The following is a 24223-nucleotide window of genomic DNA, read 5'->3' as shown; positions in this document are numbered from 1 at the left end:
TTGCAGTCACTACAAAGGATAGTCAGCCAGTTGTCTGGCAATCAGCATGCGCTGCACCTCGCTGGTTCCTTCATAGATCTGGGTGATGCGGGCATCGCGATAGTGACGCTCCACAGCATAATCTTCTAAATAGCCATAACCGCCATGAACTTGAATGGCCATGGAGCAGACGCGCTCGGCCATCTCAGAGGCAAATAATTTTGCCTGTGACGCTTCGCTTAAGCAGGGCAGGCCAGCAGTACGTAATTTAGCGGCATGTAAAACCATGAGGCGGGCGGCATTAATTTGGGTGTGCATATCTGCCAGCATATTGGCAATGCTTTGGTGCTCAGCAATCGGTTTACCAAACTGCACGCGATCGCGCGAATACACTAAAGCCGCTTCAAAAGCTGCGCGGGCAATGCCCAGCGCTTGTGCGGCAATGCCTAAACGACCACCTTCCAAGCCTGATAAAGCCAAAGCTAAGCCTTTGCCCCGTGGTCCGAGCATATTCTCTTTAGGGATACGGCAGTTAATTAAGCTAACGGCGCAGGTGTCTGAGGCTTTAAGGCCCATCTTGTGCTCCATACGCTCAACTTCAAAACCTGGTGTATCTGTAGGCACTAAAAAAGCCGATAAGCCTTTTTTACCTAAATCAGGATCGGTGACGGCAAACACAATAGCCAGTCCCGCGCGTTTGGCGTTACTAACAAACTGCTTACTGCCATTAATTACCCAATAGTCACCCTCTTCGACGGCTTTGGTGCGTAAGTTATTAGCTTCAGAGCCTGCTTGTGGTTCGGTTAAACAAAAGCAGCTGATGATTTCGCCTGTGGCTAAACTGGGTAACCATTGCTGTTTTTGCTCTTCAGTGCCCCAGCGCAAAAGAGGCGCGCAGCCTACGGAGTTATGAATACTCATTACTGCGCCTGTAGCCGCGCAGCCGCGGGCGATTTCTTCAACTGCTAGGGCGTAGCAGGTGTAGTCAATGTAGGAACCACTCCACTCTTCAGGCACCATCATGCCTAAAAAGCCTAGCTCTCCCATTTGCTTGAGTATTTGCTGATCCAGCCAACCTTCTTTTTCCCATTGTTCTGCATTTGGAATCAGTTCCGATTTGGCAAAATCACGTGCCATATCCCGAATCATGCGTTGTTCTTCTGTGAGATCAAGGTCTTGCATTGTTTAACTCCTACGCGCTTTATTCCTCAGAGCTTGGTCTAAAGCCGGCAAATAAAGCGTCTGTTTGTTCTTGTTGTAATTCTTCGATGCAGCTTGGATTCCACTGCGGGTTTTTATCTTTATCAATAATTAACGCACGCACCCCTTCCATAAAGTCACCTTTCTCAAACCACTGACAATCAAGGTGAAACTCTAAGCGAAAGCAGTCGGCTAAGCTGAGTTGTTTACCGCGGCGTAATAATTCGAGGGTGCCGGCCATGGCCATCGGTGAGCGAGATTTTAGTGTTTCAAGTGTGGCCTTAGCCCAGTCTTGATGCTGGGGATTTGACTCTTTACTCAGTGAATCAACAATTTCAGCCAAGCTATTAAAGCTGAAGTGCTGTTGAATCAATGGGCGTAAAGGTTGCAGCGCTGAGCCAGCCAGCTGTTTAGCGGCGAGGGTCTCTAGCAGACTACGAATTGACTCGTTGGCTGATTGCCCCCACTGCATAGTATCTAAGCAGCGATCAAATTCAGCGATTTGCTCTTGGGCAAGGTACCAATCCGCCAGCCCTAGGGCTAAGGCATCAGCTGCTGACACACTATTACCAGTGACGCCCATATAGGTACCGGTTTCATCGGGTAGGCGCGATAAGAAGTAACTACCGCCGACATCTGGAAAATAACCAATCGCTACTTCTGGCATACCTAGTTTGGCTTTTTCGGTGACTAAACGGTATTTAGCACCTTGCACCAAGCCCATACCGCCACCTAGCACTAGGCCATCGACCAAGGCAATAAAAGGCTTGGGATAGGTGTGAATAAAGTAATCAAGGGCATATTCCTCACTGAAAAAGGTTTCATTCAGTTGGCTGTCAGATAAGTGATTATCATAGAGTTCGCGAATATCCCCGCCTGCGCAAAATGCTTTCTCACCTGTGGCGCGTAACACCACCGCGCGTACGGCCGAGTCATTGGCCCAAGCCTTGAGTTGCTGTTGCAATAAACGCACCATGGCTAAATTCAGTGCGTTATAAGCTTGGGGGCGATTGAGAGTTACATGCCCAACGCCATTACGTACTTCGGCTAAAACTAATGCGTCTAAATCACTCACTGCCTTACTCCTTTAGATATAACTTAATAATGGCAGAGAAATCGAGCCCGCCGTGACCTTGTAAACTGAAGGCTTGATACAGCTGTTGTGCTGCAGCACCTAGCATGACCGGTTGTTTACTTAAGCGTGCGGCTTCAGTGGCAAGGCCTAAGTCTTTAAGCATGAGATCACTGCCAAAGCCGCCACTATAACCGCGACTGGCAGGGGCGTTCTCTAAGACGTCTGGGTAAGGGTTATTAATTTCAGAGCTCCAGCAGCGACCGCTAGAGGTATTAATAATGTCAGCCAGAACCTTAGCATCCATACCTAGAGCAGTTCCTAGTGCCATGGCCTCTGCCACGCCAATCATAGAAATACCCAGCAGCATATTATTGGCGACTTTAGCTACCTGACCGTTACCACTGTCACCACAGTGCACAATGTTTTTGCCCATGGCGCTTAGAATTGGCTGCACGAAATCAAACTCGGCTTGGCTGCCACCGACCATAAAAGTCAGAGTGCCAGCTGCAGCTCCAGTAGTTCCACCGGAGACAGGTGCATCAATCATTGAGTGACCAGCCGCTTGCGCAGCTTTGGATACCTCACGGGCGCTGTGGGGATCAATGGTAGAGCAGTCAATCAGGTGCGTGGCTTTAGCTAGTTGAGCCAATAGCCCATCGTCACCTAAGTACACACTCTTTACATGGGCCGCCGCCGGTAGCATTGTGATCAATACCTCAGGAGCCGCTTGGGCTAAGGCTTGAGGTGAGGTAAAGGCTGTAGCGCCTAGTGCTACCACAGAATCAATCGCGGCTTGGGATAAATCGAAAACAGATAATTGATGACCGGCTTTAATTAGGTTGGCCGCCATTGGGCCGCCCATGTTGCCAAGTCCTAAAAATCCAATATGCATGATGAGCTCCGCTGTTATTTATTATTGTTGAACCAGTAAACGAACTTCAGTAGCGGTCGCTCTGTTGTGCAGTGATAGACACAACAGAGCGAGTTAAGCGGTGTTACTTAAGACTAATGGTGGTGTTGAGTGCACCGGCTTCTGCATCTTCATCAAACCAGCGGGCCGTTACTGTTTTGGTTTGGGTGTAAAACTGCACCACCTGCTTGCCGTAAGGGCCTAAGTCACCGAGTTTGGATGCGCGGGAACCGGTGAATGAGAAAATCGGCACCGGAACAGGGATAGGCACGTTAATCCCTACTTGACCGACATCGATATCTTCTTGGAAGCGACGTGCAGCAGCGCCTGAGCGAGTAAAGATAGCGGTGCCATTACCGTTAGGGTTTTGGTTAATAATTTCGATTGCTTGATCCAGGGTGTCAGCGTTGAGTACGCATAGCACTGGGCCGAAAATCTCTTCGTTATAGATGCGCATCTTAGTGCTCACATCAGAGAAGATGGTAGGGCCAATAAAGTTACCTTGCTCAAAGCCTGGGACGCTTGGATTACGGCCATCGAGATCTAGGGTCGCGCCTTCTTTAACGCCGCTTTCCACCAAATCGGTAATTCGCGCTAAAGCGGCAGGAGAGATAACCGGCCCTACATCAGTGCCAGCTTGGCAGCCTGCATTAACTTTTAGCGTTTTGGCTTTGGCCACTAATTCTGGCAACCACTCTTTACTCTCACCGACTAAAACAATGACTGGCAAGGCCATGCAGCGCTGACCTGCTGCACCAAAGGCTGCGCCAGCAATAGCATTTAAGGTTTGCTCTTTATTGGCATCGGGCATCACGATGGCATGGTTTTTTGCCCCCATCATGCACTGTACGCGTTTGCCATTGAGTGAGGCACGGTTATATACGTGGGTGCCAACATGGGTTGAGCCAACAAAAGACACGGCTTTAATATCCGGATGGTCACAGATGCCATTCACCGCATCAGGGCCACCATGAATCACGTTTAATACCCCTTTTGGAATTCCCGCTTCTAGTGCCAGCTCAACTAAGCGCATAGTCACCATTGGGTCTTGCTCAGAGGGTTTGAGGACAAAGGTGTTACCGGTAACAATGGCCATGGGAAACATCCACAGCGGAATCATGGCCGGAAAGTTAAATGGAGTGATCCCTGCACATACGCCTAAAGGCTGCAGTAGGGTGTAGGTGTCTACGCCGCCAGCCACGTTGTTGGCCAGCTCGCCCAACTGCAAATTACCAATCCCAGCAGCATGCTCTACCACTTCTAGGCCACGGAAAACATCACCTTCGGCATCGGCTAGGGTTTTGCCTTGTTCAGCGGTTAGCAGCGCTGCCAGTTCGGCCATATTTTCACGAATCAGCTGCTGATACTTTAAAAAAATCCGCGCCCGAGCACCAATCGCGGTTTTCCGCCAGCTGCTAAATGCTTGTTTGGCGCTAGCCACGGCAGCATTGATTTCATCGGCGGTAGCAAAAGGTACTTTGGCTAACACTTCTTGGGTGGCAGGGTTAACGACATCGCGCCATTGGTCTGTTTTCGACTCAATAAACTCGCCATTAATTAATAGTTTAACCGTTGGAATCTGTGAATTGCTCATGCGCTACCTCGGCATAAAATTATTTTTGTGATTTAGCAACTAGGTGTGGTTTGATGCTAGCAGTGCAATTTTATTAACAGCAACCCCTATGACTGCAGATTCACTCTGCAAAAATGCACATAGGGTTGGGGGCAAGATGGATTGGGATCAGCTGCGTTATTTTTTAGAACTCGCCCGTGCTGGGCGTTTAGTGATTGCCGCGCGCCGCATGGGGGTCGATCACACCACGGTGTCACGGAAGGTACAAAGCTTAGAAAAAAGTTTAGGGCAGAGCTTATTTTTACGAGAGCCCGATGGCTATAAATTAACTGAAGCTGGGCGCGAGCTATTGCCGCAAGTTGAGGCGATGGAGAGTGCCTTTGTTGGCATTTCCCAAGGCTTACCCTTATTAGGCGAGCAGCTTTCCGGTCAGGTCAGAATTGGTGCCACTGAAGGCTATAGTACGGTATTACTAGCCGCACAATTGTCTGCATTTAGTCAGCGCTATCCGCACTTAAAAATAGATTTGCTGGCGCTTCCCCGTGCTGTGCAGTTGTCACGTAATGAAGCAGATATTGTGATTACGTTGGAGCGCCCCGAGCGAGGGCCTTTTATCATTACTCGACTAACGGACTATGTATTACATCTGTATGCGGCCAAAGACTATTTAGCTAAGCACCCACCGATCACTCAGCGTGAGCAGTTAAAAAATCATGCGTTTGTGACCTATGTGGACGACTTGTTATTTAGTAAAGAGTTAGTGTTTTTAGATGAGTTAGTGAAGCCCTTAACTTCTAGCCTGCGCAGTACCAGTGTGTTAGCTCAGCAGCAAGCGGTGGCAGCGGGGGCGGGATTGGCGATTTTACCGGCCTTTGCTGCTAATCAAGACCCGCGTTTAGTGCGCGTTCTCGCCAATGAAGTGACCTTTACCCGAACCTTCTGGATGCTGATGCCAATTGAGTTAAAAGATATTGCTCGCATGCGCGCTACGTGGAATTTCTTACGTGAGCAAGCAGCTGAGCAACAGTCGATATTAATGGGCGAAGTTTAGGCCTCGCGTTTTGGAGTCAGTGATGAGTCAGGCACAGAGCAGCACCGTAAGTTATGAATTTATTCAGCAGGCACTGCATACTGCGGTAAAGCAGCAGCGAGTGCTAGAGCCGCTATTGAGCAGTTGCCAGTTACCACTGGATATCCTGCAGCAAGACAGCCGGCAACGGGTGCCGGTGGCTGTATTTGCTAAATTTTGGCGACATCTGAGTCGTTTTCTGCAAGATGAATTTTGTGGCATGGATCAGCGGCAGATGCGTCCTGGTAGTTTTGCATTTTTATGTAAAATCGCTGCGCAGCAACCCACCGTGGCTGCAGGCATTGAAGTCGGCTTACAGTTTTTGGCGCTAATTTTTGCCGATAAGCGCGCAGTACTGCGGCGTGAACAGAATATGGCGGTGATTATTTTACGTGAAGAAGCCAGCACACCCGCTCGCGCCTTTACTTATTTTACCTTTTGGATGTATGTGCATGGCTTAACTTGTTGGTTGGCTAATCAGCGGATTCCAATTCTATCAATTGATTCTCGCAGCGCGCGTCCAGATAACTTAGATGATTACCGTTTAATGTTTTCTGAGAACTTACGCTTTGATTGTCGACAATCTCGGCTTTTGTTTGCCTCCGATGCCTTGGATAGTCCAATTCGCCGAACCGAGCAGGATCTTAAGCGTTTTTTGCTGCAAGCGCCGAATAACATCATGGTTAAGTACCGTGATCCTTTAAGTTTGACCAGTCAAATACGTCAGCGTTTGCTGCAGCAGACGCCAAAACACTGGCCAGATCTGGTGCAGTTGGCAGAACAACTCTGCATGTCAGTTTCCACATTACGTCGGCGTTTATTAGATGAGGGGCAAACCTATCAGCAGCTCAAAGACAGCGTGCGAAAATCATTAGCGTTGCAGCTTCTAGCGGAAGAGGCTTATACCTTTGTCGAGATTGCTGGTGCTTTAGGCTTTGCTGACGTTAGCTCATTTTATAAGGCCTTTCGCAAGTGGACAGGCGTGCAGCCTGGTCATTACCGCAATTTATTACTGGGTGAGGGGGAGTGATTGTCCAAAGAGTCCAAATAAAATGATGGCTTTGGCTATTGTCTCTTGGCGCAACTCCGGCTGACTATCAAGGCATATCTCTTACATTGTCAACAATAATAAAAAGTGAGGAGTTAGCCATGAATCAGTCGACTCAGGACTACGCCAGCGCCGTAAAAAATTTTGATTTTGCGCAAACGGTACAAAACGCATTGAGTGGTACTTTTGAGGCAATGAATGCCTGTTATGAGTGCTGTGATCGCCATGCTCTGCCAGGACGCATTGCGCTCTTTCAGGAAAATGCCGATGGCAGCTCCAGTGTGCATACCTATGCTGAGCTGAAACAGCAAGCCGCGCAGTTTGCTAACTATCTTCAAGCCCAAGGCGTTAAGCAAGGTGACGTGGTGGCGGGTTTATTACCTCGTAGTCATGAGTTATTGGTGACCATCTTTGGTACCTGGCGTATTGGTGCAATTTATCAGCCCTTATTTACTGCTTTTGGCCCTAAAGCCATTGAGCACCGCTTGCAAACCTCACAAGCTAAGTTGGTAGTCAGTGATGCTAATAACCGCAGTAAGCTCAGCGAGGTTGAGGGTTGTCCGCCAATTTTAACGGTTACAGCGGCTAAGGGCACTGGCTTGGTAAAAGGTGATGCAAGCTTTTGGGCCGAAGTGACGCAGCAAAGTACAGAGTTTGAGCCTGTACTGTTAACCGCTAAAGATCCATTTTTATTAATGTTTACTTCAGGCACGACCGGCTTAGCTAAGCCATTGGAGGTTCCACTCAAGGCGATTGTGGCTTTTCAGCGCTATATGATTGATGCCGTCGGGTTACGTCCTGAAGACTCGTTTTGGAACGTCGCCGACCCAGGTTGGGCCTATGGTCTGTATTTTGGTATTACCGGTCCAATGTCGATGGGGTTACCCATTTTATCGGTTGATGGCATTTTTAATTTAGATCGCAGTTTAGCCATCGCCAAAAAGTACAAAGTGAATAATCTGGCTGGTGCGCCTACTGTGTTCCGGATGATGATTGCCGCCGGTGAAAAAGTAGCACACCAATGGCAAGGTCAGTTGCGGGTTGTCAGTAGTGCGGGCGAGCCGCTAAACCCTGAAGTGATCCGTTGGTTTGCAGATAATTTAAACGTAAAAATTAATGATCACTATGGGCAAACTGAATTGGGGATGGTGCTGTGTAATCACCACAATTTAGCTCACCCAGTACATATGGGAGCGGCAGGTTACGCTTCGCCTGGACATCGTGTGGTCGTGGTGGATGATGAGTTAAATGAGCTGCCGGTCGGAGTACCGGGAACTCTTGCGGTGGATTTAGAACAGTCACCCATGTGCTGGTTCCAAGGCTATAAAGACATGGAAACCAAAGCATTCCAAGGTAAGTACTATCTAACGGGGGATACCACCGAGCTCAATGAAGATGGCAGTATTAGTTTTGTTGGTCGCTCGGATGATGTGATTACCACTTCAGGCTATCGAGTTGGGCCATTTGATGTGGAAAGCGCTTTGCTTGAGCACCCAGCGGTAGTTGAAGCTGCGGTGGTGGGTAAGCCGGATGCACAACGCACCGAAATCATTAAAGCCTTTGTGATGCTGCAAGAGGGGTATAAGGGCACGCCGGAGCTGGCTGAAGAATTACGGGTGCATGTGCGTAATCGCTTGGCCGCCCATGCGTATCCACGGGAAATAGAGTTTCCTGAAGAATTGCCAAAAACGCCAAGTGGCAAGGTGCAGCGCTTTATTTTAAGGCATCAAGAAGTGGTTAAATATAACGAACAACAAGCCGCACAACAGGCATCAGCAAGCTAATTAAGGGCAGTTTTATGCAACTAGCAGACCATACATTTATTATCACTGGCGGCGCTTCAGGGTTGGGCGCTGCCACTGCCGAGCAATTAATTGCTGGCGGAGCCCAGGTGGTTTTACTGGATATTAATCAGCCGGCGGTAGAAGACAAGGCTCAGCAGTTAGGTGCCCGCGCGCTGGGTATTGGTTGTGATATCTGTAGTTCAGAGCAAGTGACAGCGGCCCTAGCTCAAGCTAAGCAAGCATTTGGCAAGATTCATGGCTTAATCAACTGCGCGGGAATTGTTGGTGCACAACGGATTTTGGGGCGTAAAGGCCCCCATGATCTAGAGGCTTTTAGCCGCGTGATTGAGATAAACCTAATAGGTAGTTTTAATATGCTGCGCTTAACCGCTGAGGTGATGGCGGCCAACGAAGTCAATGCTCAAGGTGAGCGAGGTGTAGTGATTAATACAGCTTCGATTGCGGCCTATGACGGCCAGTTGGGGCAAGCAGCCTACGCTGCTTCTAAGGGCGCGATTGCCAGCTTAACGCTGCCTGCTGCTCGTGAATTAGCCAGCAGTGGTATTCGAGTGATGACTATTGCCCCTGGCATATTTGAAACCCCGATGATGGCCGGAATGACCGAAGAGGTGCGAGCGTCATTATCGGCGGATGTCCCTTTTCCACCTCGTTTAGGTAAGCCAAAAGAGTATGCTGCCTTAGTGCAGCACGTTATTGAAAACACCATGCTAAATGGTGAGGTCATCCGGTTAGATGGCGCTTTGCGTATGGGAATAAAATAACATGATGAATGATGATCCAGTGGTTATTGTCAGTATGGCCCGTACTCCTATGGGGGGCTTTCAGGGTGAACTAAAAGATAAAACAGCTCCAGAGTTAGGAGCTGCAGCCATTAAAGGCGCAGTCGAGCGGGCGCAACTTGATCCGAATGCGATTGAGGAGGTCATGTTTGGTTGTGTGTTGCCCGCTGGTTTAGGTCAAGCCCCTGCACGTCAGGCCGCATTAGGAGCAGGTTTAAATAAACATACGGTGTGTACCACGGTAAATAAAATGTGTGGCTCCGGTATGCAAACCGTCATCATGGCCCATGATGCGTTATTGGCGGGTTCAGTGAAGGTGATTGTCGCCGGTGGGATGGAGAGCATGTCGAATGCGCCATATCTTTTAGACAAAGCGCGTGCTGGCTATCGCATGGGGCACGGTAAAGTTATTGATCATATGTTCTTTGATGGTTTAGAAGATGCTTATGATAAAGGCCGCCTAATGGGCACTTTTGCTGAAGACAGTGCTAAAGCCTATGGTTTTTCTCGTCAAGAGCAAGATGATTTTGCAATTCAGTCATTAGAGCGCGCACAGCAAGCGATGCAGCAGGGTGTGTTTAGTGATGAAATTGTAGCGGTAGAAGTGGCGCAGCGTAAACAAACAGTCACTATCAGCGAAGATGAGCAACCGCCAAAGGCTGATGTCAGCAAGATTCGTCAGTTGCGTCCAGCCTTTAGTAAGGACGGTACCGTCACTGCGGCTAATTCTAGTTCAATTTCTGATGGAGCCGCGGCGTTAGTTTTAATGCGTGAAAGTGAAGCCAAGCAGCGGGGGCTAACGTCGATAGCAGCGATTCGTGGTCACAGTGCTTATGCCGCAGAGCCTCATCTTTTTACTACCGCGCCAGTAGGAGCAATTAACAAGCTGATGCAGCGCACGGGTTGGTCGTTGGATCAAGTGGACTTGTTTGAAATCAACGAAGCCTTTGCGGTGGTTACTATGATCGCTATGCGTGAGCTAAAGTTGACAGCCGATAAAGTGAACGTACGCGGCGGTGCCTGTGCCTTAGGGCATCCGATTGGGGCATCTGGTGCGCGTATTTTAGTGACGTTGCTATCGGCACTGAAGCAACAAAATAAACGTTATGGAGTGGCTTCGTTATGCATTGGTGGTGGTGAAGCTACCGCCCTTGCTGTGGAGTTGCTAAATTAATTCAGTGATTAGCTCAATGAGCTTTATCTTTATTCGCTTAAAGAGGAATCAACCATGTCGCACCAAGTAGAGACCTATCATCAAGCTCAGCACTTAGAGTTAACCGATAAGCTGGTGGTAGAAAAACGCGGACATATTGCGTTACTGACCTTAAATAACCCCTCGGCTAATACCTGGAATGCCGATATGTTGCTAGGTGTTAAACAGCTGGTAGAGCATCTAAATCATGATCCGGAAATTTATGCTCTAGTGGTCACCGGAGCCGGTGATAAATTCTTTAGTGCTGGCGCTGACCTTAATCTATTTGCCAGCGGCGATAAAGCCATGGCACGTAAGATGGCACGGCGCTTTGGTGAAGCATTTGAGGCACTGAGTAATTACCGTGGCGTTACCATTGCCGCAATTAATGGGTATGCCATGGGGGGCGGATTAGAGTGCGCGTTAGCTTGCGATATTCGAATCGCAGAAGAGCAAGCACAAATGGCTTTGCCGGAGGCCACTGTTGGTTTATTGCCTTGCGCTGGCGGTACGCAAAAGCTGTCTTGGCTGGTTGGCGAAGGTTGGGCAAAACGCATGATGCTATGTGGTGAGCGGATTAATGCACAAACTGCCGAGCGTATTGGTTTAGTCGAAGAGGTAGTCGCTCAAGGTCAGGCGCTGACTAAAGCGTTAGAGTTGGCTGAAAAAGTGGCCAATCAAAGCCCTGTTTCAGTGCGTACGATTAAACCCCTAATTCAAGGCGCACGTACCCAAGCCCCCGATCATTGGCTACCGGCTGAGCGTGAAGCTTTTGTAGACTTATTTGATGCTGCAGATACTACTGAAGGGGTGAGTGCTTTCTTAGAAAAGCGCAAAGCGCAGTGGAAAAATTGCTAAGCACTTAAATTATCTAGTGTTCATACAACTCAGCCCATCATTTGATGGGCTGAGTTGTTTTGCGGTGGTTAAAAACGATATTCAGGTTTAAGTAAGCCAACAATAAAAAACAAGGTAGAGAACAGCCAAATAATTAATCCATATAAACGTAATTGTTCGGCCGTCCAATGGGCAGTAAACCAGCCTAATAGAGCATGGCTTAGCCAGCCTTGAATAACTTGAGCGCCACCCCAGCTGATGATCCACTTAAAGAAAAGGCAGTTAACTAAGTAAAGACCAATAAAGGCTGGAGTACTCAAGGGCGAATCCTTATTGTAAGAAAGGCAGTGAGGTAATAATGGATAAAATACCGGCGTTTAATAGATCCACGAAGAAAGCCCCGACCATTGGCACGATTAAAAACGCTTTATAGGACGGACCAAAACGCTGGGTAATCGCTTGCATATTAGCTACTGCGGTAGGGGTGGCGCCCATCCCAAAACCACAGAAGCCGCCGGCTAGTACAGCTGCGTCGTAATCTGAGCCCATTACTTTAAAGGTGACAAAGTAAGCATAGATCACCATCACTAGGGCTTGTACCGCTAAGATAATGACTAAGGGGACGGCTAAGTCTTTAATAGTCCATAATTCTAAGCTGAGTAAGGCCATAGCTAAAAATAGCGACAGCGAGACGTTACCGTATACATCGACACAGCGATCAAACACGCTAACACGAAACACCTTGGCTAGGGTGTTGCGCACAACCACGCCGCTAGCTAGCGTCCAGACAAAGGTTGGGATTTTAAAGTTGGAATCTGGGAAGTGAGTAGCCATCAGCTCTGACAGATAAGAGGCGGCAGATAGGCAAACGGCAAACATGGCGAGGTTTCAATTGCTGATTTTGGGGTAATCAGCCGAGTTTGCTTTGGGCGATCAAAGGTGGTGTGCAGCGTAGTCTCTGCGCTAGCTTCAGGGGCTTTTACTTTGCGCATTAAGCGATGTGCTACAGGGCCGCCGAGTAGTCCACCACAGACTAAGCCAAAGGTGGCGCTGGCCAAACCTAGGGCAATGGCGCTTTGCACCGCAAAGTCTTTTTCAAAGGTGGCGCCCCAGCCAGTGGCAGTGTCATGGCCACCAACTAAGGTGACTGAGCCAGTGATTAATCCGGTAATGGCTTTGAGTCCTAAGAGGCTGGCTAGGCTAATGCCCACCACATTTTGCAGGACGATAAAGACTCCGACTACCAGTGTAAATAAAACCAGTGGTTTACCACCTGCTCGTAGTCTAGAAAAGTCAGCACTGAGGCCGATTGAGGCAAAAAACATCAGCATAAAGCCATCTTGCATGCTTTTATCGATGGCTAAGGAAAATCCATTCCAGGAGTGCAGTACCAGCACTAAAAATGAGGCCAATAGCCCACCTGCGACCGTTCTAGAATATTAAACTCGTTAAGAAAACGAATGCGCTGAACAATTTTGCGTCCGATCAGTAGCACAATGGTGGCGGCAATTAAGGTGTAGTAACCGTTTAGCACCATAGGGGTTGATTCAGTCATAGCAGATTCCAATTAAGCATTCGCCGTTAACACGGGGGTATTAGCTGCACAAATTTTTAAAGGGGCGCAGTTAACATAAAAAAAACTGCGGCCTGAACAGAATCAGACCGCAGTTTTTAGTTTTTCGCGAAGTTAAAGCGTTTTAAATACGTTGCTTTAATTGCGCAATGATATCCGCTAGCTCAAGTGCTTCAGCTTGTTCGGCCGTACGCGCTTTATACTCAACTTGCTGTTCAGCGAGCAGTTTTTCATTGATCACTAAGCGGTGGGGAATACCCATAAGCTCCATATCGGCAAACTTAACGCCAGGACTGGTTTTTTTGTCGCGATCATCCAGTAATACTTCAAAGCCGGCGGCAGTTAATTGCTGATAGAGAGCATCAGTCGCTGCTTGAATTTCTGGCTTTTCATATTTCATTGGAATCAGTGCAATTTGGAATGGCGCCAGTGCCTTTGGCCAAATAATACCGCGTGCATCGTGATTTTGCTCAATAGCCGCTGCAACTACACGGGATACACCAATGCCATAGCAGCCCATAGTTAGAACTGTTGGTTTACCATTTTCGCCCATTACGGTGCAGTTTAAGGCTTGGCTGTATTTGGTGCCGAGCTGGAAAATATGTCCCACTTCGATGCCACGTTTAATTTCTAGTAAGCCTTGGCCGTCTGGGCTTGGATCGCCAGCCACCACATTTCGCAGATCAGCCACTTCAGCCAGTGGTAAGTCACGCTCCCAGTTTAGGCCAAACCAATGCTTGCCATCTTGGTTAGCGCCTGCGGCAAAGTCGCTAATCATGGCCACTGAGCGATCAATTAAGCAGGGAATCGCCAAGTCTTTTGGGCCTAAGGAGCCAGGGTGAGCACCGGTTGCAGCGTGAATTTCAGCATCGCTAGCAAAGATGAGCGGGCTGGCGACTTGCGGCAGATTTTCGGCTTTAATTTCATTGAGGGTATGGTCGCCCCGGACGACTAAGGCAATCAATTGGCCTTCTTCGGCGGCGTGAACGACTAAGGTTTTTACTGTTTTTTCAATAGCTAGACCAAACTGCTGAACTAAATCATCAATGGTTTTAGTCTCTGGCGTATCGACTAAGCGTAATTCTTCGCTGGGTGCTGGGCGTTTAGTTTCACGAGGAATAGCTTCGGCCTTTTCAATGTTAGCAGCGTAGTTTGAAGTGTCGCTAAAGGCGATATCATCTTCGCCTGAATCGGCCAGCACATGAAACTCATGGGAGCCGGTGCCGCCAATTGAGCCGGTATCAGCTTGTACTGGGCGGAAATGTAAGCCTAGACGGGTAAAAATATTGGTATAGGCTTGGTGCATACGATCATAGGTTTGCTGGAGCGATGCTTGATCAAGGTGGAACGAGTAGGCATCTTTCATAATAAATTCGCGGCCACGCATTAAGCCAAAGCGTGGGCGAATTTCATCGCGGAACTTGGTTTGGATCTGATAAAAATTAATCGGTAATTGCTTATAGCTGCTTAGCTCATTACGGGCTAAATCGGTAATTACCTCTTCATGCGTAGGACCCACACAGAACTCACGTTGATGGCGATCTTTTAAACGTAGCAACTCGGGGCCATACTCTTCCCAGCGGCCTGATTCTTGCCAAAGTTCAGCCGGCTGAATGGCTGGCATTAATACCTCTAAGGCACCTGCAGCGTTCATTTCTTCACGGACAATGGCTTCGGCCTTACGCAGTACCCGTAGACCTAAGGGCAGCCAGGTGTAAAGGCCAGAGGCTAGGCGGCGGATTAAACCAGCGCGCAGCATCAGTTGATGGCTAATGACCACTGCATCAGCCGGTGTTTCTTTCAGAGTTGCAATTAAATACTGGGTCGTACGCATAGTAGAAAGTCTTCAACAAGAATGGGAAAAGGCAGGGCCTATAAACGCGGCTAATTGTACCCCATAGAATGGCTTAGCGGAAAAAAGGCAAAAAGAAACCCAGCTGAGGCTGGGTTTCTTGGTGTTGCTACGCTACTAGCGACTGAGATTATAGAATGCTCAGTGGGTAGTTAACGATTACACGTACTTCGTCAGTATCAACGTTGCCTAAGTGGCTAGCACGGTAGGTCGCTTGGCGAACACGGATATTTAAGTCTTTAGCTGCACCTTGTTGGAAGGTGTAGCCAGCTTCAATATCGCGCTCCCAGTTTTTACCATCGTGCTTACCAACTAGCTGTGGATTAACGCCAGTATCGCCTTGGATTTTTACGTTTGAGCCACGTACATAGCGGGTCATTAGGTTCAGGCCTTCAACGCCGAACTTACCCATATCTAGGTCGTAACGTACTTGCCATGAGTTCTCATCTTCACCGATGAAGCTGTTACGTTGTACGTCGTTCAATAGGTAGATTGAACCACCGCCATCGTAGCCATATTTGTAGCCAGTGTCGCCACTAATGCGTTGGTGACCAACGGTGAACTTGTGTGCGTCGATGGTGTAAGCCGCTGCTAAGCTCCACGCCTTGTTACGGTCGTTTGATTTACCACGGTTGTTAAACTTGGTGCGATAGAAGTTGAAGTCAAAGTCTAACGCTTGATCGGCGGCGAGATCGTAGTGGTAGTCAGCACCTAGGTAGTGCTTCTTAGAGCTTTTAACCGTGAAGTTGTCATTTTCATTATGCTGGTAACCGTTTGCAAGGTCAGCATCTGCATAGTAGTAAGCAACATTCAGGTCGTCAGTAATCGCGTAGTTACCACCCACGAAATCAATATTTTTAATACCAGAGCTGTCGCCACGTACTTGGTTTAAGTCACTTAACTGAGTGAAGTGACCAGCGTTTAATTGCAGGCCATCAATTTCTTCGCTAGTTACTAAGAAACCAGTAGAAGTCTCTTGTAATAAACGGCTGTCATCCATAGAGAATACAGGCATATCAACATCAGTTTGGCGGCCATATTTCAGAGTAGTGCTAGAAATACGCGCTTTAACTGCCGCGCCGGCTTGGCTAGCGTTATTACGAGCTTTTTTGTTAGACTTTTCGCCAAAGAAAGCAGCACCGTCGAAGTGGCGGCCACCACCGCTCTCTAGTTTAATGCTTTGTAGGCCAAAAGCATCAACACCTACACCGACAGTACCTTGGGTGAAGCCTGACTGATAACGAGCTTTAAAACCTAGGCCAAGCTCTTCACCATAGCCAGTACGGTGAGTGTTAGTATTGTACTTTGCGTTTTTTGCTTTGTTAGCAGGGCTAATATTAGTGCCGCCGTTACGGAAGTCACGGTTGAAGTAGAACATGCGGCTGTCGAGCTGCAGTTTGCTATCTTCGATAAAACCTTGTGCGTTGTCTTGTTGGCTAGCTACTGCCATTTGCGTGCTTGCTGCAGCAACTGCAAACGCGATAGCGCTCCATTTCATGATTTGCATAGTATGCTCCTACTAGTCAGAGTCGGCTATGCCTGCAAGTAGCTTGCTGGCATTAGATAGTTATAAATTATATGTAGTAAAAATTAACGATCGCTACTTTAATCGAACTTGTGAGGAATTGCGAGGCGCACTACTAAATAAACTGCTTTATTCAGCCAGTGTTCAGAGAGCTAAAAGCATTAAATGAGATTAAAAGATTGCAATGCCTTAGTGGAAACTATATATCCTGTGTGACTTATTATTCAGATCAGGAGTGCCTGATGTTTGCCTTAGATCAACGCTTAGAAAACGATACATTATTGGTCGGCGACTTTGAGCTGTGCCGTTTATTACTTATGAATGACAGCCGTTATCCGTGGTTTATCTTGGTGCCTAAACGTGAAGATATCACCGAAGTATTTCAACTAAGTGACCAAGAGCAGCTGTTAATGTGGCAAGAAGCCACACGCTTAGCTGAGGTACTTAAAGACACCTTCAAGGGCGATAAGGTGAATATTGCAAGCTTAGGGAATGTGGTCAGTCAGCTACATGTGCACGTTATTGTGCGTAAGAAAACTGATGCAGCCTGGCCATCACCGGTGTGGGGACAGGGCAGCGCAGTGCCTTATAACGCTGAGCAAATTACCTCAGTCTGTGAAAAACTACGCATGGTGCTTACTGATAGCTTTTTATTTTTGAATCGAGTAGCTAAATGAGTATTGAGCAACGCCTAGCTGAACTAGAAATCCGTCAAGCATTTCAGGACGATACCATTCAGGCCTTAAATGATGTGATAGCTAGTCAGCAAATAGCACTAGAAAAAATGCAGCGTCAGGTACAGTTATTGGCCCAGCGGCAGGCTGAAATGAAACCGGCGTTTGAATTAGCAGATAATGAACCACCACCGCCGCACTACTAGAATGAACTTATACAGTCACAATAAAAACAGCAGCTAACACGCTGCTGTTTTTATTTAAAGGCGGAACGATTAGAGCTTAGGCTGCATCACGCTGGGCAATGGCACGGTTCAGAGCACTAAATAAAGCTTTAATGCTGGCGGTAGTAATATTGGAGTCAATCGCACAGCCAAAGACTGCTTTTTGCTCACCTAAGCGAAGTTCAATATAAGAGACTGCTTTAGCGTCACTGCCGGCGCCGATGGCATGTTCGTTATAATCCATAATCTCCACCGACTCGGGTAAGCAGGCAGTTAAGGCTTCCAATGGGCCATTGCCAGTACCTTTCCAAGTTAAGCTATTGCCTTGATAGTTCACCTCTAACTCTAAGCAGCTGATCCCTTGCTCTTCTTTTAAACGATGGCTACTTAAGCTGTAGGGAGTGACAGCATTTAAATATTCTTGTTCTAACAGTTGGTAGATTTGTGGCGCTGTAATCTCTAAGCCTTGGCGATCAGTTTCGTGCTTAACCACTTGGCTAAACTCAATTTGCATCCGCCGCGGTAAGCTAATCCCGAACTCTTGTTCTAATAAATAAGTCACGCCACCTTTGCCTGATTGGCTATTGACTCGAATCACTGCTTCATAATCGCGGCCAATATCGGCAGGGTCAATCGGTAAGTAAGGCACTTCCCAAATATCGCCCTCTTTACGCTGGGCAAAACCTTTACGGATTGCATCTTGGTGGGAGCCAGAAAATGCGGTGTGAACTAAGTCTCCGGCATAGGGGTGACGTGGGTGTACTGGAATTTGGTTGCACTCTTCCACTACTTTACGGACGGCATCAATATCGGAAAAATCTAACTCTGGATCAATACCATGGGTGTACATATTCAAAGCCAGGGTCACTAAGTCAACGTTACCGGTCCGCTCGCCATTGCCAAACAAACAGCCTTCAACACGGTCTGCGCCAGCTAGTAAGCCTAACTCACTGGCAGCCACACCCGTGCCGCGATCATTGTGGGTATGGAGGCTAATAATCACATGTTCGCGGTGATTAATCATTCGGCCAAACCATTCAATTTGATCAGCATAGACGTTAGGCATGGCAACTTCAACAGTGGCCGGTAAGTTTAAAATGACCTTGTTATCGGCACTTGGCTGCCATACTTCTAATACCGCATTACAGACTTCTACGGCAAAAGGAAGCTCGGTGGCGCTAAAGGTTTCTGGGGAATATTGGAAAGTCCACTCGGTTTCTGGCTGCTGGGCAGCATATTTTTTGAACAATTCAGCAGCTTTTACCGCAATAGCTTTTACGCCATCTTTGTCCTGATTAAACACCACCCGTCTAAAGGTTGGAGAGGTGGCGTTATACATATGCACAATGGCTTTTTTGGCGCCACGTAAGGACTCAAAGGTACGGGCAATTAAGTCTTCGCGAGCTTGGGTCAATACTTGAATGGTGGTGTCATCTGGAATATGACCGTCTTCAATTAAGGTGCGCACAAAGTCAAAATCAGTTTGCGAAGCGGAGGGAAAAGACACCTCAATTTCTTTAACGCCTACGGCCACCAAGGTTTTGAAAAACTTTAGCTTTTTTACCGCATCCATTGGCTCAATCAGCGATTGATTGCCATCACGTAGGTCTGAGCTGCACCAGATGGGTGCTTTGGTTAGCGTTTTGCTTGGCCAGGTACGATCAGGTAAATCAATTGCTGGGTAAGCGCGGTATTTTTGGCTAGGGTTTTTCAACATTGTCATGGCTTAGACCTTACAGAAGCATTTGGGTAAAACGCATAAGCAAATGAGCACAAAAAGTTTAAGTTTTTGATAAAAACCATAAACCCCTACATTTGCATGGCGGATAGCGCTTAACTTAATAAGGATGGTTTTTTATTGCAACAAGTTATTTTTAAATAAAATAAAAAGCCTTTATTTTGTTTTTTTGTGCAATTTAATTTTATTTTTTTGTTTTTGTTGGTGTTTGATGCTTGCGTGACAGCATGTCGCAGCGGAAATTCTTAGCAGGTATGACATTATGCTGCCCAACTCAAGTAGGCATAGCGTGAGATGAATAACCGATTGCACAGGCTAGCGTTTTGGCTAGGTTTAATTGCAGTAGTGTTAATGCATGTCGGCCCGGTAATTTCAGGCGCCCTGGCAGGTACTGTCACGTCTGCCAGCTTAAGTTACGTGCAATGGGTACAAGTACTAGAGCAAGATTTACATTGCACCGAGGTAGTACCAGGAACCGGTAGTAGTCTTAGCAGTGAAGTGGATTATCACGCCCTAATGGGGCATAACACAGCGCAGACGGGCTTAGAGTGGTTAGATGAGCTGCTATTGCTGTGCGGTTATTGTGAGCTGTTGACCTTAAGTCCTTTACTGATCATAGCGCTCTGTATTGTGTTGGCTACCGCCTTTCGCGCAAAAAATCCGATTCCTTATCAAGCATTATTTATTCCCTCTATGCCGGATGCCGGCATTCGTTTATCACGGGCGCCGCCAGTTCTCTTTGCTTAATTTTTAATCAATCAAGCCTAGGTTAATCGCTAGGTAAATTAAGTGTCTGTCTTAAAAATAAGAGAACTTCGTGTTATGCGTTTAATGTTTTCACCAACTCCGGTGTTGGCCAGTAGTGCCGTGGCCTTAGTGTTTGCGTGCTTTAATTCATCCGTTTGGGCTGAAACAGTAAGTTCTACTGTAACCTTTGCCCCCAGCGTAGTGACTGGGGTTGCACAGTCTTCACCGATTACCGTGGTTACTGATCCTAAGCAACCACGTCAGCCAGTACCCGCCAGTGATGCCGCGGATTATTTAAAGACGATTCCAGGATTTTCCGCCATTCGCAGCGGTGGCGTGAATAGTGATCCGGTGTTTCGCGGAATGTTTGGTTCACGCCTTAAATTGTTAACCAATGGCGGTGAGATGATTGGTGCTTGTCCTAGCCGAATGGACTCTCCTAGCTCTTACATTAGTCCTGAAAACTATGACCAGCTCACGGTGATTAAAGGCCCGCAAACTGTGCAGTGGGGGCCGGGTAACTCGGCGGCAACCATTTTATTTGAGCGTGGCCCTGAGCAGTTAGATGGCGATTATCGCTTAGATGCCAGTGCAGTAGTGGGATCACATCGCCGTTTTGACCGTAACTTAGATGCTGCCGTGGGCAATCAAACAGGTTATTTACGCTTTACCGGCAATAAATCCAAAGCCCATGATTACAATGATGGGAATGGTGATCGTGTACCTTCACGGTGGAATAAGTGGAACTCGGATTTAGCCCTAGGTTGGACGCCAACGGCAGACAGTTTACTGGAGTTAACCCTGGGCAAAGGCGATGGTGAGTCACGTTACGCCGGGCGGGGCATGGATGGCACCATGTTTAAGCGAGAAAGTGCAGGGCTACGCTTTAAGCAAAGCAATTTGAGCGACAACTGGCAAACCCTCGAAGCTCAGGTGTATTACAATTACGCTGATCACCTCATGGATAACTTCCGTCTGCGGCCTTTTAAGCCAAGTAGTATGATGAAGCATCCGATGTCGAGTAATGTGGATCGCCGCACTCTAGGCGGGCGAGTAAAAAGTACTTGGCAGTGGCAGCAGTTTGAGTTGGTTGCAGGTATTGATGCACAAAGTAGTGAACATCGTAAGCGTTCAAGCATGGGCTTTAACTCCAACTATAAGCAGGCTGCTTGGAATAAAGATGCAGAAATGTCCCAAGTGGGTGCCTTTGCTGAGCTGACAGCATTTTTAAGTGATGACGACCGTATGGTTAGCGGTGCTCGAGTAGATCACCATAAAGTAAAAAGTACTTTGCCTGGCGAAATGAAAATGGGGCAGTTTAAGCCCAACCCAAACTATGGCAAAAAACACAGTAAAAACTTAACCAGTGCCTTTGCCCGCTACGAGCACGATTTAGCATCAGTGCCGGCTACCAGCTATATCGGTTTAGGCCATGTGCAGCGTTTTCCTGATTACTGGGAATTATTTTCCGGTGGTGACAAGGCATTCAGCGAGTTAAATCCTGAAAAAACCACCCAGCTAGATTTTGGTATTCAGTATGCTGAAGGACCTTATGAATTATGGGCTGCAGGTTATCTCGGACATGTAGACGACTATATTATTTTCGATTACGGCAGTAATGGTAAAAAAGATAAGTCACGTAACGTCAATGCCCGTATTTGGGGCGGTGAGGTGGGCGGCTCGCATCGCTTTGCGCCAGGCTGGAAAGGGGACGTTAGCTTGGCTTATGCCTACGGTAAAAACACTAGCGATGGGCGTGCTTTGCCGCAAATTCCACCCTTGGAAGCTAAGCTAGGCGTAGCTTATGAGCAAGAGCGTTGGAGTGCAGGTGGTTTATGGCGAGTAGTAGCTAAACAAACGCGCACCGATGCCACCCGAGGCAACGTGGTGGGGCGTGATTATGGGGATAGCGCCGGCTTTGCTGTGCTGTCATTCAATGGTGCCTACCAATTAGCGGAGCATTGGAAGATCAGTGCCGGCTTAGATAATGTGCTGAATAAAAACTACAGTGAACACCTTAACTTGCAAGGTAACTCGGGCTTTGGTTACCCCGATCATCCGGTACGGGTAAATGAAGCTGGGCGGACCTGGTGGACGCGGTTGGATATGAAGTTTTAAAGCTAAGAATAAGATGATGCAGCCCCGCTAAGGCTGCATCGTTTTGGGGTGAAAGGTGGGTGTTTGAGTCTAGGTGCAAGGAAGCGCGGGCTATAGATTTAAACACTCACCTTTCTTTAGTTATAGGGGCTTAACTATTGAGCAACTGCTCAATTTTCGGGTGTTTAGCTAGGCCATTGGCCATGCTGCGCATATCTAACCCCGTAGGATTTTGGAATACCCGTAAGCCAAACTCGGGAGCAATGGCGTAGAGATGGTCAAAAATATCCGATTGAATATTTTCATAGGCTGCCCATGCAGTAGTATTGGTAAAGCAGTAAATCTCTAAAGGCAAACCATTAGGGGTAGGATTAAGTTGGCGTACCAACAGGGTCATATGCTGATGAATCCCCGGATGGTTCTCTAAGTAGCGTTGCACATAGGCGCGGAAGGTTCCAATATTGGTTAGACGGCGCGAGTCAATTTCGGTTTTTACATGCTGCTTATTCCACTGGGTGAGTTCTTGTTTCTTTTCGCTTAGGTAGTTTTCCAGCAAGGTAAAGCGTTCTAAATGGGTGCGCTCGTCTTCAGATAAAAAGTGAATGCTTTGTTGGTCAAGATACAGGCTGCGCTTAATGCGGCGACCACCACTTTCTTGCATACCTCGCCAGTTTTTAAACGAATCACTAATAAAACGCTTAGTGGGTACCGTGGTTACGGTTTTATCAAAGTTCTGAATTTTGACTGTATGCAGTGCAATATCAATCACATCACCATCAGCATTTTGCTGGGGCATTTCAATCCAGTCACCGACTCGAATCATATCACCGCTAGATATCTGCACACTGGCTACTAACGATAAGAGCGTGTCTTGGAAAATTAACATTAAGACTGCGGCCATGGCTCCCAGTCCTGAGAGCAGAATGAGCGGCGAGCGATCAATTAAGGTGGCGACAATTAAAATGGTGGCAATCGCATACACCACAATTTTAACTACTTGTAAGTAGCCCTTAATTGGCTTGAGATGGGCGTCCTTACGGCGGTTATACAGCATGTTGACGATTTCCAGCGCCGCGCCGATGGCTAAGGCAATGGTCAGGATAATAAAGCCATTCGCCACATTTTCGACAACCGCAATAGCGGCTTTGGGTAAGCCAGGGATAAGGTGCACCCCTGAACTAATAATCAGAGCAGGAACAATATTAGAGAGGCGCTGCACAATGCCAAAATCCTTAGGATTAGGGCCAGAAACATGCTTTAGCAGTTTATATAAGCCACGCACAAGAATGCGCTTAACTAAAAAATTGGCGATAAAGGCCAATAGTGCAAGACCTAAGCAATACACAATGGTTTCTAGGTAGGGATAGGTTTCAAGCCATCCCAGTGAAATATCTAAATGCTCTTGCATAGTTACTCCTATCAATCAGCCACACGAATCAGATAAATAAAGTTGAGTCAGAACCAGTGACAGAGCAATAAGTTCAGTTATTGCTGTCGTCAAATCAGTTATGGGGTGAATTTACCAATAAAAATAGCTGGATCAACCCGTACTGCATTCAGGCTGACATTCCAGTGTAAATGCGGTCCAGTGGCACGTCCTGTAGCACCCACTTTACCCAAGGGTTGTTGGCGTGCAAGCTCATCACCGACTTTGACGTCAATACTCGAGAGGTGGCAAAACATACTGATTAAACCTTGACCATGGTCGACAAAAACGGTTTTACCATTAAAGAAATAGTCACCGGTTAAAATTACTTTGCCGGCAGCTGGCGCTTTAATTGGAGTGCCTGCAGGTGCTGCTAAGTCTAAGCCTGAATGCGGGTTGCGTTCTTCACCGTTAAAAAAACGGCGTAGGCCAAAGTGGCTAGAAAGACGTGCATTAACTGGCATATCAAAATACACATTACTCGGTTGTCGCCCAGAAAATTGATCATAGGCGGCGAGTTGCTCGTTAAGTTCCCGCTGAATGCGTTGTTGATTTTGTGCATTAGGGTTCACTTGCTGCTGGTTTTTTAAAGTGATGCGTTGCTCAGTGTAGTGCTTGGGGTTAACCCTAAAACGGGTGTTTTGGCCATTAACCACTGCTGTTTGTTGACCTGCTTTAACTGTCAGTGGAATGCCAATAATCGCAATCCACTGCCCATCCTCTTGCAGGGTGAGTACGGGTTTGCCCTGATAACTGACTTTAGGGGCTGTGTTGCTAGCACCAAGCGGTAACACGGCCACACCGCCAGGTACGGGCTTATTGAGTAGCCGTGTTATAAAGCCTTCGGCCATGCTATTAAAGCTAAGGAGCAGGGCACTAAGGGCAATCACAAATCGCATA

General features: G+C 47.5%; 20 protein-coding genes and 1 pseudogene. 10 read left to right on the top strand and 11 right to left on the bottom strand.

What is annotated here, in order from left to right; all coding sequences use genetic code 11:
* Positions 1–9 precede the first annotated feature (9 nt).
* The 4 genes from AC2T15_RS08890 to AC2T15_RS08875 form a co-directional block, all read right to left on the bottom strand.
* Positions 10–1161 carry an acyl-CoA dehydrogenase family protein gene (locus AC2T15_RS08890; RefSeq protein WP_486778089.1) on the bottom strand — a complete coding sequence of 384 codons (1152 nt, stop codon included), beginning with the start codon at positions 1159–1161 and terminating at the stop codon, positions 10–12.
* A gap of 19 nt (positions 1162–1180) precedes the next feature.
* Positions 1181–2254 (bottom strand): enoyl-CoA hydratase/isomerase family protein, encoded by a 1074-nt coding sequence (locus AC2T15_RS08885; protein WP_486778088.1) that lies wholly within the window; start codon positions 2252–2254, stop codon positions 1181–1183.
* Between the two features lie 4 nt (positions 2255–2258).
* Entirely contained in the window at positions 2259–3146 is an 888-nt protein-coding gene (mmsB, locus tag AC2T15_RS08880) for a 3-hydroxyisobutyrate dehydrogenase (RefSeq protein WP_486778087.1), read from the bottom strand.
* 103 nt (positions 3147–3249) lie between these two features.
* Positions 3250–4758: a CoA-acylating methylmalonate-semialdehyde dehydrogenase gene (locus tag AC2T15_RS08875; protein WP_486778086.1), complete on the bottom strand. Its 1509-nt coding sequence runs from the start codon at positions 4756–4758 to the stop codon at positions 3250–3252.
* A gap of 136 nt (positions 4759–4894) precedes the next feature.
* Here AC2T15_RS08875 and AC2T15_RS08870 point away from each other — a divergent pair, with 136 nt between their 5' ends.
* The 6 genes from AC2T15_RS08870 (at position 4895) to AC2T15_RS08845 (ending at position 11488) form a co-directional block, all read left to right on the top strand.
* The gene (locus tag AC2T15_RS08870) at positions 4895–5788 is read left to right on the top strand and encodes a LysR family transcriptional regulator (protein ID WP_486778085.1); all 894 of its coding nucleotides are present in this window, start codon (positions 4895–4897) and stop codon (positions 5786–5788) included.
* 22 nt (positions 5789–5810) lie between these two features.
* Entirely contained in the window at positions 5811–6836 is a 1026-nt protein-coding gene (locus tag AC2T15_RS08865) for an AraC family transcriptional regulator (protein WP_486778084.1), read from the top strand.
* 119 nt (positions 6837–6955) lie between these two features.
* Entirely contained in the window at positions 6956–8638 is a 1683-nt protein-coding gene (locus AC2T15_RS08860) for an AMP-binding protein (protein ID WP_373331916.1), read from the top strand.
* Between the two features lie 14 nt (positions 8639–8652).
* The gene (locus AC2T15_RS08855) at positions 8653–9420 is read left to right on the top strand and encodes a 3-hydroxyacyl-CoA dehydrogenase (protein WP_053104761.1); all 768 of its coding nucleotides are present in this window, start codon (positions 8653–8655) and stop codon (positions 9418–9420) included.
* 4 nt (positions 9421–9424) lie between these two features.
* On the top strand, positions 9425–10612 hold the full coding sequence (locus tag AC2T15_RS08850) for an acetyl-CoA C-acyltransferase (protein ID WP_486779034.1): 1188 nt from the start codon (positions 9425–9427) through the stop codon (positions 10610–10612).
* A 54-nt stretch (positions 10613–10666) separates the two neighbouring features.
* Positions 10667–11488 (top strand): enoyl-CoA hydratase, encoded by an 822-nt coding sequence (locus AC2T15_RS08845; protein ID WP_053100118.1) that lies wholly within the window; start codon positions 10667–10669, stop codon positions 11486–11488.
* 68 nt (positions 11489–11556) lie between these two features.
* On the opposite strand, the gene AC2T15_RS08840 is transcribed toward AC2T15_RS08845, so the two are convergent.
* The 4 genes and pseudogenes from AC2T15_RS08840 to AC2T15_RS08825 form a co-directional block, all read right to left on the bottom strand.
* Positions 11557–11787, bottom strand: coding sequence for a hypothetical protein (locus AC2T15_RS08840; RefSeq protein ID WP_053111299.1), 231 nt, complete (start codon positions 11785–11787; stop codon positions 11557–11559).
* Positions 11788–11797: 10 nt separating this feature from the next.
* Positions 11798–13004 (bottom strand): annotated as a pseudogene (gltS, locus tag AC2T15_RS08835) (sodium/glutamate symporter).
* 160 nt (positions 13005–13164) lie between these two features.
* Positions 13165–14874: a proline--tRNA ligase gene (locus AC2T15_RS08830; protein ID WP_486778083.1), complete on the bottom strand. Its 1710-nt coding sequence runs from the start codon at positions 14872–14874 to the stop codon at positions 13165–13167.
* A gap of 148 nt (positions 14875–15022) precedes the next feature.
* Entirely contained in the window at positions 15023–16399 is a 1377-nt protein-coding gene (locus AC2T15_RS08825; RefSeq protein ID WP_486778082.1) for an OprD family outer membrane porin, read from the bottom strand.
* 260 nt (positions 16400–16659) lie between these two features.
* On the opposite strand from AC2T15_RS08825, the gene AC2T15_RS08820 reads away from it, so the two are divergent.
* The gene (locus tag AC2T15_RS08820; protein WP_053100112.1) at positions 16660–17094 is read left to right on the top strand and encodes an HIT family protein; all 435 of its coding nucleotides are present in this window, start codon (positions 16660–16662) and stop codon (positions 17092–17094) included.
* Positions 17091–17297, top strand: a complete 207-nt coding sequence (locus AC2T15_RS08815) for a SlyX family protein (protein WP_053100111.1) — start codon at positions 17091–17093, stop codon at positions 17295–17297. The genes AC2T15_RS08820 and AC2T15_RS08815 overlap by 4 nt, the downstream gene beginning before the upstream one ends.
* Positions 17298–17373: 76 nt before the next feature.
* On the opposite strand, the gene leuA is transcribed toward AC2T15_RS08815, so the two are convergent.
* Positions 17374–19038 (bottom strand): 2-isopropylmalate synthase, encoded by a 1665-nt coding sequence (gene leuA / locus AC2T15_RS08810; protein WP_486778081.1) that lies wholly within the window; start codon positions 19036–19038, stop codon positions 17374–17376.
* A gap of 309 nt (positions 19039–19347) precedes the next feature.
* Here leuA and AC2T15_RS08805 point away from each other — a divergent pair, with 309 nt between their 5' ends.
* Together AC2T15_RS08805 and AC2T15_RS08800 are read left to right on the top strand one after the other, a co-directional pair.
* A complete protein-coding gene (locus AC2T15_RS08805; protein WP_286593152.1) occupies positions 19348–19800 on the top strand; it encodes a DUF2946 family protein in 453 nt (150 codons plus the stop codon).
* A 75-nt stretch (positions 19801–19875) separates the two neighbouring features.
* Positions 19876–21918: a TonB-dependent copper receptor gene (locus tag AC2T15_RS08800; RefSeq protein WP_486778080.1), complete on the top strand. Its 2043-nt coding sequence runs from the start codon at positions 19876–19878 to the stop codon at positions 21916–21918.
* Positions 21919–22048: 130 nt separating this feature from the next.
* Here AC2T15_RS08800 and AC2T15_RS08795 read toward each other — a convergent pair whose 3' ends face one another.
* Together AC2T15_RS08795 and AC2T15_RS08790 are read right to left on the bottom strand one after the other, a co-directional pair.
* Complete coding sequence (locus AC2T15_RS08795) at positions 22049–23305, bottom strand: mechanosensitive ion channel family protein (protein ID WP_486778079.1); 1257 nt, start codon at positions 23303–23305, stop codon at positions 22049–22051.
* A 98-nt stretch (positions 23306–23403) separates the two neighbouring features.
* Positions 23404–24222 (bottom strand): peptidoglycan DD-metalloendopeptidase family protein, encoded by an 819-nt coding sequence (locus tag AC2T15_RS08790; protein WP_486778078.1) that lies wholly within the window; start codon positions 24220–24222, stop codon positions 23404–23406.
* Position 24223 lies beyond the last annotated feature (1 nt).

The sequence above is a fragment of the Thiopseudomonas sp. SA1F2-1K genome (assembly GCF_057443035.1).
The sequence above is the reverse complement of the archived record's forward strand: the minus strand, read 5'-3'. Positions and strand labels throughout refer to the sequence as shown.

Coding starts and splice junctions, on each gene's coding strand:
- leuA (WP_486778081.1), bottom strand. CDS start 19,038: ATGACAATGTTGAAAAACCCTAGCCAAAAATACCGCGCTTACCCAGCA.
- AC2T15_RS08830 (WP_486778083.1), bottom strand. CDS start 14,874: ATGCGTACGACCCAGTATTTAATTGCAACTCTGAAAGAAACACCGGCT.
- mmsB (WP_486778087.1), bottom strand. CDS start 3,146: ATGCATATTGGATTTTTAGGACTTGGCAACATGGGCGGCCCAATGGCG.
- AC2T15_RS08805 (WP_286593152.1), top strand. CDS start 19,348: ATGAATAACCGATTGCACAGGCTAGCGTTTTGGCTAGGTTTAATTGCA.
- AC2T15_RS08860 (WP_373331916.1), top strand. CDS start 6,956: ATGAATCAGTCGACTCAGGACTACGCCAGCGCCGTAAAAAATTTTGAT.
- AC2T15_RS08820 (WP_053100112.1), top strand. CDS start 16,660: ATGTTTGCCTTAGATCAACGCTTAGAAAACGATACATTATTGGTCGGC.
- AC2T15_RS08825 (WP_486778082.1), bottom strand. CDS start 16,399: ATGCAAATCATGAAATGGAGCGCTATCGCGTTTGCAGTTGCTGCAGCA.
- AC2T15_RS08795 (WP_486778079.1), bottom strand. CDS start 23,305: ATGCAAGAGCATTTAGATATTTCACTGGGATGGCTTGAAACCTATCCC.
- AC2T15_RS08800 (WP_486778080.1), top strand. CDS start 19,876: ATGCGTTTAATGTTTTCACCAACTCCGGTGTTGGCCAGTAGTGCCGTG.
- AC2T15_RS08855 (WP_053104761.1), top strand. CDS start 8,653: ATGCAACTAGCAGACCATACATTTATTATCACTGGCGGCGCTTCAGGG.
- AC2T15_RS08815 (WP_053100111.1), top strand. CDS start 17,091: ATGAGTATTGAGCAACGCCTAGCTGAACTAGAAATCCGTCAAGCATTT.
- AC2T15_RS08790 (WP_486778078.1), bottom strand. CDS start 24,222: ATGCGATTTGTGATTGCCCTTAGTGCCCTGCTCCTTAGCTTTAATAGC.
- AC2T15_RS08890 (WP_486778089.1), bottom strand. CDS start 1,161: ATGCAAGACCTTGATCTCACAGAAGAACAACGCATGATTCGGGATATG.
- AC2T15_RS08850 (WP_486779034.1), top strand. CDS start 9,425: ATGAATGATGATCCAGTGGTTATTGTCAGTATGGCCCGTACTCCTATG.
- AC2T15_RS08845 (WP_053100118.1), top strand. CDS start 10,667: ATGTCGCACCAAGTAGAGACCTATCATCAAGCTCAGCACTTAGAGTTA.
- AC2T15_RS08875 (WP_486778086.1), bottom strand. CDS start 4,758: ATGAGCAATTCACAGATTCCAACGGTTAAACTATTAATTAATGGCGAG.
- AC2T15_RS08865 (WP_486778084.1), top strand. CDS start 5,811: ATGAGTCAGGCACAGAGCAGCACCGTAAGTTATGAATTTATTCAGCAG.
- AC2T15_RS08870 (WP_486778085.1), top strand. CDS start 4,895: ATGGATTGGGATCAGCTGCGTTATTTTTTAGAACTCGCCCGTGCTGGG.